Source organism: Actinacidiphila yeochonensis CN732 (assembly GCF_000745345.1).
Taxonomy (GTDB): Bacteria; Actinomycetota; Actinomycetes; order Streptomycetales; family Streptomycetaceae; genus Actinacidiphila; species Actinacidiphila yeochonensis.
In genome coordinates this window covers 3,011,803-3,024,881 of the sequence record NZ_JQNR01000005.1, presented here as the reverse complement: position 1 = coordinate 3,024,881, position 13,079 = coordinate 3,011,803, and the positions used below count along the sequence as shown (strand labels likewise).

Below are 13,079 nucleotides of genomic sequence, written 5' to 3'. Positions count from 1 at the left end.
CGCCCGGGTCAGCGGCCGGCCACCGCAGCGGCCAGCGCGAGTACCCGCCTGGCCTCCTCCACGTGCAGGTTCTCGACCATCCGGCCGTCCACCGTGACCACGCCGCGCCCCTGTGACGTGGCATCTTCGAAGGCGGCGATGATCCGTCCGGCGCGTTCGACCTCCTCCGGGGCGGGGCTGAAGACGCGGTTGCAGGGTTCGATCTGGCGCGGGTGGATCAGCGTCCTGCCGTCGAAGCCGAGCTGCCGGGCTTGGCGGGTCTCCTCCTCGAAGCCCGGCAGATCGGTCACGTCGTTGTAGACACCGTCCAAGATGGTCTTGCCCGCCGCGCGGGCGGCGAGGACCGCGAGGGAGAGCGCTGCGAGCAGCGGCGCGCGGCCGGGGACGTGTTCGGCGCGCAGTTCCTTCACGAGGTCGTTGGTGCCCATGACGAGGACGGCCAGCCGGGGCGAGGCGGCGGCCACCGCGCGGGCGTCCAGCAGCCCCAGCGGGGTCTCCAGCATGGCCCAGACGGCGGTGTGCCCGGGGGCGCCCGCCGCCTCCAGCGCCTGCTCGACCTCGCGGACGGTCGCGGCCGACTCCACCTTGGGCACCACGACCGCGTCCGGTCCGGCCGCGGCGGCGGCCCGCAGGTCGTCGGCGTACCAGGGGGTGCCGGGGGCGTTCACCCGGACGGCGACCTCGCGGTGGCCGTAGCCGCCGCCGGCCACCGCGGCGGCGACCCGTTCGCGTGCCTCGGCCTTGGCGTCGGGGGCGACGGAGTCCTCCAGGTCCAGGATCAGCGCGTCGGCGGGGAGGGTCCTGGCCTTCTCCAGGGCGCGCGCGTTGGCGCCGGGCATGTACAGCACCGAGCGGCGCGGGCGGGGGCCGGCCGGGTCGGCGCCTCCGGCGGGGGCGGGGGCGGCGGGGCTGGTCATCGGGCGGCCTCCGTGGCGGTGTCGTAGGCGTCGGTGTGGATGTGGGCGCGGGCGTAGGCGCGGGCGAGTTCGGGGTCGCGGGCGGCGAGGGCGTCGGCGAGGCCGGCGACCACCTGGCACTGCTTGTACGTGGCGTCGTCCTGCATCCTGCCGTCGATCATCACCGCGCCGGTGCCGTCGCCCATGGCGGCGATCACCCGGCGGGCCCAGGCGACGTCCGCCGGGTCGGGCGAGAACACCCGGCGGGCCAGCGGGATCTGCGCCGGGTGGAGGGTCCAGGCGCCGACGCAGCCGAGCAGGAAGGCGTTGCGGAACTGGTCCTCGCAGGCGGTGGTGTCCCGGATGTCGCCGAACGGCCCGTAGTAGGGGAGGATTCCGTGCGCCGCGCAGGCGTCGACCATCCGGGCGAGCGTGTAGTGCCACAGGTCCTGCTGGTGGGAGGCGCGCGGGGCGTCGGCGGGGGCGCCGGGGGCGGGGTCCTCGCGGACGAGGTAGCCCGGATGGCCGCCGCCCACCCGGGTGGTCTTCATCCGGCGGCTCGCGGCGAGGTCGGCGGGGCCGAGCGAGATGCCCTGCATGCGCGGACTGGCACCGGCGATCTCCTCGACGTTGGCCACCCCGGCGGCGGTCTCCAGGATGGCGTGCACCAGGACCGGCCGGGTCAGCCCCGCCTTCGCCTCCAGCTGGGCCAGCAGCCGGTCGACGTAGTGGATGTCCTGGGCGCCCTCGACCTTGGGGACCATGACGACGTCGAGCCGGTCGCCGATGCCGGGGACGAGGGTGAGCAGGTCGTCCAGCGCCCAGGGCGAGTCGAGGCTGTTGATCCGGGTCCACAGCTGGGTGGCGCCCAGATCGGTGGCGCGGGCGGTCCTCAGCAGCCCGGCCCGCGCGGCCTCCTTGCGGTCGGCGGGCACGGCGTCCTCCAGGTTGCCGAGCAGTACGTCGACCTGCGGGACGAGGGCGGGCACCTTCGCGGCCATCTTCTCGTTGCCGGGGTCGAAGAAGTGGATCATCCGTGACGGGCGGAACGGGACCTCCCTGAGGGGGGCCGGCGCCCCGACGGCCAGCGGGCGGAAGAAGTCCTTCGCCGAGCGCATACGCATCTCCCGGTGGATCGCGGTCGAGGGTCCGGCGCTCACCCTACGGCTCCGGCACCCCCACCGGTTACCCGTCGGTAGGTGTGCCGTTGGTCACCGGTTCCCAGCGCAGCGTCATGGCGGGCTCGTGCTCCATGTTCCGCGAACCGTCGTCCAGGTCCACCACCGTGAAGCCGTGGCGGGCGTAGAAGGCCCGGGCGCCGGTGTTCCGCTGGAAGACGTGCAGGGTCAGGCCGCCGGGCCGGTGCCGCCGGGCCTGTTCCAGCAGCCGCGAGCCGATGCCCCGGCGCAGCACGCCGGGCAGCAGGTACAGGTGCTCCAGCACCTCCCCCGCCACCGCCGCGTACCCGACGACCGCGCCTACCGGGTCCTCGGCCACCCACACGGCGGACCCCGGCAGCATCACCTCGGCGACCCAGGCCACCACCTCGGCGTCGCTGCGGCGGCGCGGCGGGAGGTAGGGCATGGTGCTCTCACGCGAGGCGACGTGGACGTGAGCGATGGCCGCGGCGTCCCCGGGCCGGGCCGGCCGCACCACCGCGGCCCCCGCGCCCACCCCGCCGGCCGCGCCCGCCCTCTCGGCCCGTCCGCCGCGCCCGCCCGGTCGGCGTCGGCGGGGCGGGCGCGGGGTACCGGTGGCCGGCCGGCCTTGTCGGCGAAACGATCCGCTGCATCGGTCATGGTGGGCAGGGTAGGGGCGCGGGCGGTCCGGACCCACCGGGTTTCCCGCCACCGGCCGCCCGCCGCACGCCACCGCCTGCCTGCCGCCCGCCGCCCGCCGCCCGGCGCCGTGCGCTGGTGGCACGGCGTGCGCACCGCTCGGCACGCGCCCGCTCCGGGGGCGTCGGCCTGGTGCCGGCGGCCGCTACTCCCCCGGTTCCAGGCCGGCCCGCAGCAGGCCGTAGGCGTAGGCGTCGTCGAGTGCCTGCCAGGACGCGGCGATCACGTTGTCGGCGACGCCGACCGTGGACCACTCGGCGCCGCCGTCGCTGGTGGTGATGAGCACCCGGGTGGTGGAGTCGGTGCCGGAACGGCCTTCGAGGATGCGCACCCGGTAGTCGACCAGCGCGAAGCCGGCGAGCTGCGGGTAGATCCGCTCCAGGGCCACCCGCAGCGCCCGGTCCAGGGCGTTGACCGGGCCGTTGCCCTCGGCGGTGGCGACGATGCGCTCACCCTTGGCCCACAGCTTCACCGTGGCCTCGTTGGCGTGCGTGCCGTCGGGCCGGTCCTCGGTGATGACGCGCCAGGACTCCGTGCGGAAGAAGCGGCCGGGCTCCTCGCCGGTGCGGGACCGCTGCAGCTCGTCGTGGAGCAGCAGCGCGAAGGAGGCGTCGGCGGCCTCGTAGGTGTAGCCCTTGAGCTCGCGCTCCTTGACCCGCTCCACCACACGGCCGACCACCTCGCGGTCGCCGCCGAGGTCGATGCCGAGCTCCTTGCCCTTGAGCTCGATGGAGGCGCGGCCGGCCATGTCGGAGACCAGCATCCGCATGGTGTTGCCGACCTGCTCGGGGTCGATGTGCTGGTAGAGGTCGGGGTCGACCTTGATCGCGGAGGCGTGCAGTCCTGCCTTGTGCGCGAACGCCGACACGCCCACGTACGGCTGGTGCGTGGAGGACGGCAGGTTGACGATCTCGGCGATGGCGTGGGAGATGCGGGTCATCTCGCCGAGCGAGCCCTCGGGCAGCACCCGCCGGCCCTGCTTCAGCTCCAGGGCGGCGACCACCGGGAAGAGGTTGGCGTTGCCGACCCGCTCGCCGTAGCCGTTGGCGGTGCACTGCACGTGGGTGGCGCCGGCGTCCACGGCGGCGAGGCTGTTGGCGACCGCGCAGCCGGTGTCGTCCTGGGCGTGGATGCCGAGCCGGGCGCCGGTGGCGGCGAGCACCTCGGCGGTGACGGCGCCCACCTGGGCGGGCAGCATGCCGCCGTTGGTGTCGCACAGCACCACCACGGAGGCGCCGGCCTCGTGCGCGGCGGCGACGACGGAGGTGGCGTACTCGGGGTTGGCGCGGTAGCCGTCGAAGAAGTGCTCGCAGTCGACGAAGACCCGCCGGCCCTGGGCCACCAGGTGGGAGACGGTGTCCCGGACCATCGCCAGGTTCTCCTCCAGCGTGGTGCGCAGGGCGAGTTCGACGTGCCGGTCGTGTGCCTTGGCGACGAGGGTGACCACCGGGGCGCCCGACTCCAGCAGCGCCCGCACCTGCGGGTCCTCGGCGGCCGAGCCGCCGGCCCGGCGGGTGGCGCCGAAGGCGACGAGGGTGGCGTGGCGCAGGTCGAGTTCGGCGGCGGCGCGCGCGAAGAACTCGGTGTCCCGGGGGTTGGCCCCCGGCCAGCCGCCCTCGATGAAGCCCACGCCGAAGTCGTCCAGGTGCCGGGCGATGGCGAGCTTGTCGGCGACGGTGAGGTTGATGCCCTCGCGCTGGGCGCCGTCGCGCAGGGTGGTGTCGAAGACGTGGAAGCCGTCGTCGCGTTCGGCGGTCATGGCTGATGCAACTCCTGTCGGTGGACGGGGTGGCCTCCGGGCCGCGCGGGCTGCCGTCCGGAGGTTCCGACTCCACTTGCCCCCTCGCCCCTCGTGCGGAACGCCCCCGGCGCGGGTGGGCCGGGAAACGAAAAAACCTCTCGCGGATGCGAGAGGTCTGCACGCGGGTCTGGGGCACGATGGCGTCCTACTGGGGTCAGTCAGGGCGTCACTGCGGACCGGCGTGCCTGCTGCCAATAATCAGGGCGTACGAGGACACGTCGGCAGTCTGCCACATTCCCGGCCACGGGGAACCCCCGTCTCACGTTCTGGCCCAGGCCTCACCGGGGGCGCCCGTCCGGGGCGGGACCTCGCTCCCGCGGCGTGCCGGACGCGGCTCAGGGCGGCCCCCGGTCGGGGGGCCGCCCCGAGCGGGGGGCGTCACGCGCTCAGCGGGTGCATCCAGCCGTGCGGGTCGGCGGCGCGGCCGGTCTGGATGTCGAGCAGTGCCTTGCGCAGCCGCATGGTGGCCTCGCCGGGCTCGCCGTCGGCGACGGTCCAGTCGGCGCGGGTGGACTTCACCGAGCCGACGGGGGTGATCACCGCGGCGGTGCCGCAGGCGAAGACCTCGGTGAGGGTGCCGTCCTCGTTGCCGCGCTTCCAGTCCTCGACGCTGATCCGCTCCTCGGCCACCTGGTAGCCGAGGTCGGCGGCGATGGTCAGCAGCGAGTCGCGGGTGATGCCGGGCAGCAGCGAGCCGGACAGCTCGGGGGTGACGATGCGGTCGCCGTACACGAAGTACAGGTTCATCCCGCCCATCTCCTCCACCCAGCGGCGCTCGATCGCGTCGAGCCAGACCACCTGGTCGCAGCCCTTCTCGGCGGCCTGGGCCTGGGCGACCAGCGAGGCGGCGTAGTTGCCGCCGGCCTTGGCCGCGCCGGTGCCGCCGGGGGCGGCGCGCACGTACTCCTCGGACAGCCACACGGAGACGGGCTTGACGCCGCCGGAGAAGTAGGCGCCGGCCGGGGAGGCGATGACCAGGAAGGTGTACTCGTTGGACGGGCGCACGCCCAGGCCGACCTCGGTGGCGAACATGAACGGGCGCAGGTAGAGCGACGCCTCACCGGACTCGGGCACCCAGGCGGAGTCTTGCCGGACCAGCACCTCGACGGCTTCGATGAAGGTCTCCACCGGCAGTTCGGGCATGGCCAGCCGGCGCGCGGAGGCCTGGAAGCGCAGGGCGTTGGCCTCGGGGCGGAAGGTGGCCACCGAGCCGTCGGGCTGCCGGTACGCCTTGAGGCCCTCGAAGATGGTCTGCGCGTAGTGCAGCGTCATGTTCGCCGGGTCGATGGAGAGCGGCGCGTACGGCACGAGCTGGCCGTCGTGCCAGCCGCGGCCCTCGGTCCACTTGATCGACACCATGTGGTCGGTGAAGTGGCGGCCGAAGCCGGGGTTGGCGAGGATCGCCTCCCGTTCGGCGTCGGGCAGCAGGTGGGAGGAGGGCTTGAGCTCGATCGTGGACGTCGTCATGTCTGGTTCCTTCAACGTGTTCGCGTGGCGTCCGGTCCAAGGTGCTAGGACGTCCGACTTTCCCGCCGCACTGCGGCCCCGTTCCGATTATCGCAGCAGGACGGGGCGGAGTGACCTCCCCCCGCCGCCCCGACCTGAACGGCCGGAGGCAGCGGCGGGTGCCGGCGGGCGCGAAGGCTCGCCGAGGCGCCCGCGGCCGGAGGGCCGCGGGCGCGGTACGACGGGGCCGCCCGGCGCCGGGCCCCGGAGGGGCTCAGCGGGCCGGTGCGGCGTCAGGACGCGGGGGCGCGCCCGGGACGGGGGACGGTTACCGCGGTGGGTGCCGCCGGATCAGCCGGAGACCCGGGCGGCCAGGGCGTCGCCGATCTCCACGGTGGAGCGGGCGGGAAGGGTGCCCCGCTCGGCCAGGTCGGCCTGGACCGCGGCCTCGACCCGGGCGGCCTCCGCGTCGTAGCCCAGGTGCCGCAGGAGCAGGGCGACGGACAGGACGGTGGCGGTCGGGTCGGCCTTGGACTGGCCGGCGATGTCCGGGGCCGAGCCGTGGACGGGCTCGAACATCGAGGGGAACTCGCGGCTGGGGTTGATGTTGCCGCTCGCGGCCACGCCGATGCCGCCGGAGACGGCCGCGGCGAGGTCGGTGATGATGTCACCGAAGAGGTTGTCGGTGACGATCACGTCGAACCGCTCGGGCTGCGTGACGAGGAAGATCGTCGCCGCGTCCACGTGCAGGTAGTCGGTGGTGACGTCGGGGTACTCGGCCCCGACGGCCTGGAAGACGCGGGTCCACAGGTGGCCGGCGTGGACCAGCACGTTGTTCTTGTGGACCAGCGTGAGCTTCTTGCGCGGGCGGGCCTGGGCGCGGGCGTAGGCGTCGCGCACCACCCGCTCGATGCCGTAGGCGGTGTTGAGGCTGACCTCGGTGGCGACCTCGTGCGGGGTGCCGGTCCGGATCACGCCGCCGTTGCCGGTGTACGGGCCCTCGGTGCCCTCGCGGACGACCACGAAGTCGATCTCGGGCGCCCCCGCCAGCGGGGTGGCCACACCCGGGAAGAGCCGGCTGGGCCGGAGGTTCACGTGGTGGTCGAAGGCGAACCGCAGCTTCAGCAGGAACCCGCGCTCCAGCACACCGGACGGCACGGAGGGGTCACCGATCGCGCCGAGCAGGATGGCGTCGTGGGGCTTGAGGTCGGCGAGGTCCTCGTCGGTGAGGGTCTGGCCGGTGCGGTGGTACCGCTTGGCGCCGAAGTCGTACTCCTTGGTCTCCAGCTTGGTTTCCTGCGGAAGGACCGCAGAGAGGACCTTGAGGCCCTCCGCGACGACCTCCTGGCCGATTCCGTCACCGGGGATCACTGCGAGGCTGATGCTGCGAGACATGCAGGGCACCCTACTCCGCGTCTTGCCTTGTGACATGCGATGTCCGGATGCCGGACATCGATGTCGCGCACCGTGACGCGGCGTGCGCGGGCCCCACCGCCGCCGGCGGGTAGGACGGCGGCCGGGTCAGCTGCCGGGTCAGCGGCCGTCGTGGTCGTGGTCGCGGTCGTGGAGCTGCTCGTGCGCGCGTTCGTGGCCGGTGGAGCCGCCGTTGTCGCGGCGGTCCATGGAGCGCTGGAGGGCGCGCAGGGCGTTCTGGCGGGCGTTCTCGTCCATGGGATACCAACTCCAGGGAGAAACGGGGCTGCTGAGGGTTCCGCGCCGGCGGTCGGCCGGTGGGCACCGCCCCTCCACCCGCTCGTACGGTGGCCCGGTTCCGGGCGGCCGCGGCAGGCGGTGGCGGGCGGTGGTGAACGGTGTGGGACAACAGCGGCTGCCGGAACGCGCGGCGGAGAACGGCGCCGCGGGGGGTGACCCGCCATGCGGTGGCACCGGGCTCGATCCGCCGGTCGCCCGGTCGGGCGGCCACGTTCGGCTCTTGTTCCACGCTAGAACAACAGCCCGGCCGTGTCTGCGGAATTACTCGGACTTCCTAGTATCTGAGACGCACCTCACCCGTTCGGGCGCGGACGCGCTCGCCCTCGGCACGCCTGGACGTGGAGCCGCCCCGTCTCCTCGGGGCGTGGGAGGCGGGGGCGGGGCCGGGCGGCCCGCCGAGGTCAGGGACGGCGGGCCGGGCTGGCGGGCCGGAAAGGTCAGCCCTGGTGCGGGTAGCGGTAGTCCGTGGGCGGGAGCAGCGCCTCCTTGATCGCCCGGGTGGACGTCCAGCGCATGAGGTTCTGCGCCGCGCCGGCCTTGTCGTTGGTGCCGGAGGCCCGCGCACCGCCGAAGGGCTGCTGGCCGACGACGGCCCCGGTGGACTTGTCGTTGATGTAGAAGTTGCCGGCCGCGTAGCGGAGCACGTCCATGGTGTGGGCGACGGCCGCGCGGTCGCGGGCGATCACCGAGCCGGTGAGGGCGTAGTCGGCGACCGACTCCATCTGGGCGAGCATCGCGTCGTACTCGGCGTCCTCGTACACGTGGACGGCGAGGACCGGGCCGAAGTACTCCTCGCGGAAGACCGCGTTCTCCGGGTCGGTGCAGGCCAGCACGGTGGGCCGGACGAAGTAGCCGACCGAGTCGTCGTAGGTGCCGCCGGCCACGACCTCGACCGTCGGGTCGGCCTTGGCGCGGTCGATGGCGGCCTTGTTCTTGGCGAAGGACCGCTCGTCGATGAGGGCGCCGACGAAGTTCGACAGGTCGGTGACGTCGCCCATGGTGATGCCGTCGACCTCGGCGGCGAACTCCTGCCTGAAGCCGCCCTCCCACAGCGAGCGCGGGACGTAGGCGCGGGAGGTGGCCGAGCACTTCTGGCCCTGGTACTCGAAGGCGCCGCGGGTCAGCGCGGTCTTCAGCACCGCCGGGTCGGCGGAGGGGTGCGCGACGAGGAAGTCCTTGCCGCCGGTCTCGCCGACGATCCGCGGGTAGGAGCGGTAGCCCTCGATGTTCTCGCCGACCGTCTTCCACAGGTACTGGAAGGTCTTCGTGGAGCCGGTGAAGTGGATGCCGGCCAGGTCCCGGTGGGGGAGGACGACCTCGGAGACGGCGATGCCGTCGCCGGTGACGAGGTTGATGACGCCGTCGGGCAGTCCGGCCTCCTTCAGCAGGCGCATCAGCAGCACGGCCGAGTGGGTCTGGGTCGGCGACGGCTTCCACACCACGACGTTGCCCATCAGCGCCGGGGCGGTGGGCAGGTTGCCCGCGATGGCGGTGAAGTTGAACGGCGTGACCGCGTAGACGAAGCCCTCCAGCGGGCGGTGGTCGAGCCGGTTCCACACCCCCGGCGCGTTGGCGACCGGCTGCTCCGCGAGGATCTGCCGGGCGTAGTGCACGTTGAACCGCCAGAAGTCGACCAGCTCGCAGGGGCTGTCGATCTCGGCCTGCTGCACGGTCTTGGACTGCCCGAGCATGGTGGAGGCGGCCAGCGTCTCCCGCCAGGGGCCGGACAGCAGCTCGGCGGCGCGCAGGATGATCGCGGCGCGGTCGTCGAAGGAGGTGGCCCGCCAGCCGGGCGCGGCGGCGAGCGCGGCGTCGACGGCGGCGCGGGCGTCGTCGGTGGTGGCGTTGGCGTAGGTGCCCAGGCGGGCCGCGTGGTTGTGCGGCTGGACGACGTCGAAGCGGTCGCCGCCGCCCATGCGCTCCTGCCCGCCGATGACCATGGGTAGGTCCATCGGGTTGCCGGCCAGCTCCTTGAGCCTGGCCTCCAGCCGAGCGCGTTCCGCGCTGCCGGGCGCGTACGTGTGCACCGGCTCGTTGACCGGGGCGGGGACCTGGGTCACAGCGTCCATGGAGCGTTGCCTCCTCGTGGGTCGGGCGGGGGGTGCGGGCCACCGGGGGCGCGTCGCGCGGGTCCGGCGGGTCCGGGGGTTTTCGGGGACCGGCCGCCCGGACCCGTCGGGGTCGTCAGGGTCGACGGGCGGGTCCGGGGCGGGCGGGCCGGGTCCGGCGGCTGTCGCCGGCGGCCGGGTTCGGCGGCCGGACTTCAAGGCCGGCTTCCGGCGGCTCGGGGTCGGCGGCTCGGGGTCGGCCGCTCGGCTTCAGCGGCCGGGAGCGAAGGAGCGCAGGAAGAAGGCGAGGTTGGCGGGGCGCTCGGCGAGCCGGCGCATGAAGTACCCGTACCAGTCTGCGCCGTACGGCACGTACACGCGCATCCGCTCACCGGCGTCGGCGAGCCGCCGCTGCTCGGCGGTACGGATGCCGTAGAGCATCTGGAACTCGTACTGGCCGGGCGTGCGGCCGGTGCGGGCGGCCAGTTCCTGGGCGATGGCGATCATCCGCGGGTCGTGCGAGCCGACCATCGGGTAGCCGCTGCCCTCGAAGAGGATGCGCAGCGCCCGTACGTAGGCGCGGTCGACCTCGCGGCGGTCCTGGAAGGCGACGGAGGCGGGCTCCTTGTAGGCGCCCTTGACCAGCCGTACCCGCGAGCCCTCGACGGCCAGCGCGCGGGCGTCGTCCTCGGTGCGGAAGAGGTACGACTGGATGACGGCGCCGGTGCCGGGGTGGTCGCGGCGCAGCTCGCGCAGGACGGCCAGCGTCGAGTCGACGGTGGTGTGGTCCTCCATGTCGAGTGTGACGGTGGTGCCGTGCGTGCTGGCCAGCTCGGCCACCGGGCGGACGTTCTCCAGCGCGATGTCGTGGCCGCCGTCGGGCAGCGCCTGGCCGAACGCGGAGAGCTTCACCGAGACCTCGGCCCGCTCGGCGAGCCCGGCGTCGGCCAGCGTCTCCAGCAGCCGCAGGTAGGCGTCGCGGGTGGCCTGGGCAGTGGCCCGGTCGGTGACGTCCTCACCCAGGTGGTCGAGCGTGATGTGGAGTCCGGAGTCGACCAGCGCGCGGACGGTGTCCAGGGCCGGGTGGAGGTCGTCACCGGCGATGAACCGCTGTACCACCGGACGGGTGACGGGCGCGGACGCCACAACGCGGCGCATGCGGTCGCTGCGCGACGCGGCGAGCAGAACGGGACCGAGCACGGGGTCCTCCTGGCGGTGCGGAAACGGGCACTGCGGCACGCCTTCCCCCAGGAGGAGCGCTGTAGCGGTTCCGTGGCGGAAAGGGTGCCGTCACCGTGAATGTAGGGACCCGTAACCGCCCGGACCATCGACACCTGTCACGCATCCGGGCGGCGTCCGTCATACAGATGTATGAGGCCGGTGGGGGACAATGGACGGGTGCCCGCTGACTACGGTGGTTTCCAGGAGCTGGTGGACGAGGTCTCGGCGCTGCTCGGCGCGCCGGCGACGCTGGAGGACCGCGACTTCCGCCTGATCGCCTTCGGCGTGCACGACAGCGACGACGACTCGGCCGTCGATCCGGTGCGCACCCGCTCGATCCTCACCCGCCGCTCGACGGCCGAGGTGCGGGCCTGGTTCGAGCGGTTCGGCATCGCCAGGGCCACCGGCCCGGTGCGCATCCCCGCCGCCCCCTCGGCCGGCGTCTTCCGCGGCCGGCTCTGCCTGCCCGTGCGGTACGGCGGCGTGGTCCACGGATACGTGTGGCTGCTGGACGAGGCGGAGCACTCCCCCGCACAGCTCGACGCGGCGATGGCGGTGGCCGCCCGCATCGGCGGTCGGCTGGCCGCGCTGGCCGGGGCCGGCGAGGAGGGCGCGCGGGCACTGCGCGCGCTGCTCACCGCGGTCACCCGCTCCGGACGGGACGACGCGGAGGACGACCTGCGCAAGGCGCTGGGCGCCGACTCCGAGCTGCCGCACGCGCTGGTGTGCGCCACTCCCCCGGGCGCCCGCGCCGGCAAGCGGCTGGCGCGCACGGCGGTGTGGGCGGAGGCCGAGGAGCCGGACGGCGGTGACCTGCCCGGGGCGCGGACGGTGCCGGGCGCCGCGGTGATCACCCGGGTGCCCGGCTGGGGGCCTGCGGGCGTGGTGGCGGTGCTGGTGCGGCTGCGGTCGCCGCACGTACTGGCGCCGGCCCGCTCGGCGGCGGTCCGGGTGCTGGCCGCGCTGGGCGGCGGCGAGCCGGCGCCGGCCGACCAGGGCGGGCCGGTGGCCGGGGTGAGCGACTCGCGCGTCGACCTGGCCGAGCTCCCGCGGGCATGGCAGGAGGCCGTGGCGGCGGCCCGGGCGGCGCGCGCCGAACCCGCGCTCGCGCCCGTCGCGAAGTGGTCCGGGCTGGGCCCCTACCGGCTGCTCACCGCGCTGCCGCCGGGGACGCCGCCGGACCCGGCGGTGGCCCCGCTGCTGACCGAGGCGCACCGCGAACTCGCCCATACCGCCGAGGTGTTCCTCGACCACGCGGGCCAGGCCGGCCGTACCGCGACGGCCCTCGCGATCCACCGCCAGACCCTCTACTACCGGCTGTCCCGGATCGAGCAGCTCACCGGCCTCGACCTCGCGAGCGGCGAGGCCCGGCTGCTGCTGCACATGGCACTGAAGGCGGCACGGTTGTAGGCGGCACCGGCCGGGCTCACATGGCGTCGATCTCCGTGAGGTCGATGTCGACGGTGAAGGGGTAGCCCAGCTTCAACCGGTCGTGGTGGATGCCGGTCGGAACGTAGCCGCCGGTCACCCGGTCCAGTTCGTAGACGTAGACAACCGGTCGGCGCCCCGTGCCCTGCTCGATCCGCCAGAAGTGCGGAATCCCCGCCTCCGCGTAGAGCTGCGGCTTGCGCTTGTTGTCCCGCTCCCGTGACTCGGGGGAGACCACCTCGATGGCGAGCACGACGTCCTCGGCCCGATACGCGGTCTCGTCCGCCGACTCCAGGACCGCCTCTGCCCGCACCACGCAGAGGTCGGGCTCAGGCCTGTTGCCCCGGTTCAGTACGACGCTCATTTCCCGGCGCACCCGGAGCTCCGCCGGTGCCTGTGAGCGCAGTCCATAGACGAGCAGGTCCAGTACCAGCGCGTGGAAACTCTTCTGCGGACTCACGAAGACGAGGCTCCCGTCGATCAGCTCGGTGTGCGGCGGGAGATCGGGGATGCGGTCCAAATCGTCCGCGGTGAAACCGCCCGGCGGGGGAAAGACCCAGGCCGGGAGTTCGTCGGCAGTCATGATTCCTCCCATGGACGGGATGATGTCCGCAGTGTTCACCGTAGCGCCTGGAAACGACAGCACCGCCCCTCGAACGAGTGAAGGGCGGCGCCGAAGTTGACGGCC

Annotated in this window: 11 protein-coding genes; 1 reads left to right on the top strand and 10 read right to left on the bottom strand. The window is 73.8% G+C overall.

Annotation, left to right across the window (positions count from 1 at the left end):
- Positions 1-8 precede the first annotated feature (8 nt).
- The 9 genes from BS72_RS24585 to BS72_RS24550 form a co-directional block, all read right to left on the bottom strand.
- Complete coding sequence (locus BS72_RS24585; protein ID WP_051951626.1) at positions 9-917, bottom strand: HpcH/HpaI aldolase/citrate lyase family protein; 909 nt, start codon at positions 915-917, stop codon at positions 9-11.
- A complete protein-coding gene (locus BS72_RS24580; RefSeq protein WP_051952021.1) occupies positions 914-2,014 on the bottom strand; it encodes an HpcH/HpaI aldolase/citrate lyase family protein in 1,101 nt (366 codons plus the stop codon). The genes BS72_RS24585 and BS72_RS24580 overlap by 4 nt, the downstream gene beginning before the upstream one ends.
- A gap of 67 nt (positions 2,015-2,081) precedes the next feature.
- Positions 2,082-2,480: a GNAT family N-acetyltransferase gene (locus BS72_RS24575; RefSeq protein ID WP_078901906.1), complete on the bottom strand. Its 399-nt coding sequence runs from the start codon at positions 2,478-2,480 to the stop codon at positions 2,082-2,084.
- Positions 2,481-2,879: 399 nt separating this feature from the next.
- A complete protein-coding gene (gene cimA, locus BS72_RS24570) occupies positions 2,880-4,493 on the bottom strand; it encodes a citramalate synthase (RefSeq protein ID WP_037913655.1) in 1,614 nt (537 codons plus the stop codon).
- Between the two features lie 420 nt (positions 4,494-4,913).
- A complete protein-coding gene (locus BS72_RS24565; RefSeq protein ID WP_037913652.1) occupies positions 4,914-6,002 on the bottom strand; it encodes a branched-chain amino acid aminotransferase in 1,089 nt (362 codons plus the stop codon).
- A 330-nt stretch (positions 6,003-6,332) separates the two neighbouring features.
- Positions 6,333-7,376 (bottom strand): 3-isopropylmalate dehydrogenase, encoded by a 1,044-nt coding sequence (locus tag BS72_RS24560; protein WP_037913650.1) that lies wholly within the window; start codon positions 7,374-7,376, stop codon positions 6,333-6,335.
- Between the two features lie 138 nt (positions 7,377-7,514).
- Positions 7,515-7,652 (bottom strand): hypothetical protein, encoded by a 138-nt coding sequence (locus BS72_RS37480; protein WP_198545947.1) that lies wholly within the window; start codon positions 7,650-7,652, stop codon positions 7,515-7,517.
- Between the two features lie 479 nt (positions 7,653-8,131).
- A complete protein-coding gene (gene pruA, locus BS72_RS24555; protein ID WP_037913648.1) occupies positions 8,132-9,763 on the bottom strand; it encodes an L-glutamate gamma-semialdehyde dehydrogenase in 1,632 nt (543 codons plus the stop codon).
- A 249-nt stretch (positions 9,764-10,012) separates the two neighbouring features.
- Entirely contained in the window at positions 10,013-10,942 is a 930-nt protein-coding gene (locus tag BS72_RS24550; RefSeq protein WP_037913645.1) for a proline dehydrogenase family protein, read from the bottom strand.
- 171 nt (positions 10,943-11,113) lie between these two features.
- Here BS72_RS24550 and BS72_RS24545 point away from each other — a divergent pair, with 171 nt between their 5' ends.
- The gene (locus BS72_RS24545; RefSeq protein WP_037913643.1) at positions 11,114-12,373 is read left to right on the top strand and encodes a PucR family transcriptional regulator; all 1,260 of its coding nucleotides are present in this window, start codon (positions 11,114-11,116) and stop codon (positions 12,371-12,373) included.
- A 16-nt stretch (positions 12,374-12,389) separates the two neighbouring features.
- Here the strand turns inward: BS72_RS24545 and BS72_RS24540 are convergent, their stop codons facing one another.
- The gene (locus BS72_RS24540; RefSeq protein WP_407639011.1) at positions 12,390-12,986 is read right to left on the bottom strand and encodes a Uma2 family endonuclease; all 597 of its coding nucleotides are present in this window, start codon (positions 12,984-12,986) and stop codon (positions 12,390-12,392) included.
- Positions 12,987-13,079: the final 93 nt, after the last annotated feature.

Excerpts from the sequence above, each read along its gene's own strand:
- BS72_RS24585 (WP_051951626.1), bottom strand. The coding sequence starts at position 917 with ATGACCAGCCCCGCCGCCCCCGCCCCCGCCGGAGGCGCCGACCCGGCC.
- BS72_RS24580 (WP_051952021.1), bottom strand. The coding sequence starts at position 2,014 with ATGCGCTCGGCGAAGGACTTCTTCCGCCCGCTGGCCGTCGGGGCGCCG.
- BS72_RS24575 (WP_078901906.1), bottom strand. The coding sequence starts at position 2,480 with ATGCCCTACCTCCCGCCGCGCCGCCGCAGCGACGCCGAGGTGGTGGCC.
- cimA (WP_037913655.1), bottom strand. The coding sequence starts at position 4,493 with ATGACCGCCGAACGCGACGACGGCTTCCACGTCTTCGACACCACCCTG.
- BS72_RS24565 (WP_037913652.1), bottom strand. The coding sequence starts at position 6,002 with ATGACGACGTCCACGATCGAGCTCAAGCCCTCCTCCCACCTGCTGCCC.
- BS72_RS24560 (WP_037913650.1), bottom strand. The coding sequence starts at position 7,376 with ATGTCTCGCAGCATCAGCCTCGCAGTGATCCCCGGTGACGGAATCGGC.
- BS72_RS37480 (WP_198545947.1), bottom strand. The coding sequence starts at position 7,652 with ATGGACGAGAACGCCCGCCAGAACGCCCTGCGCGCCCTCCAGCGCTCC.
- pruA (WP_037913648.1), bottom strand. The coding sequence starts at position 9,763 with ATGGACGCTGTGACCCAGGTCCCCGCCCCGGTCAACGAGCCGGTGCAC.
- BS72_RS24545 (WP_037913643.1), top strand. The coding sequence starts at position 11,114 with ATGAGGCCGGTGGGGGACAATGGACGGGTGCCCGCTGACTACGGTGGT.
- BS72_RS24540 (WP_407639011.1), bottom strand. The coding sequence starts at position 12,986 with ATGGGAGGAATCATGACTGCCGACGAACTCCCGGCCTGGGTCTTTCCC.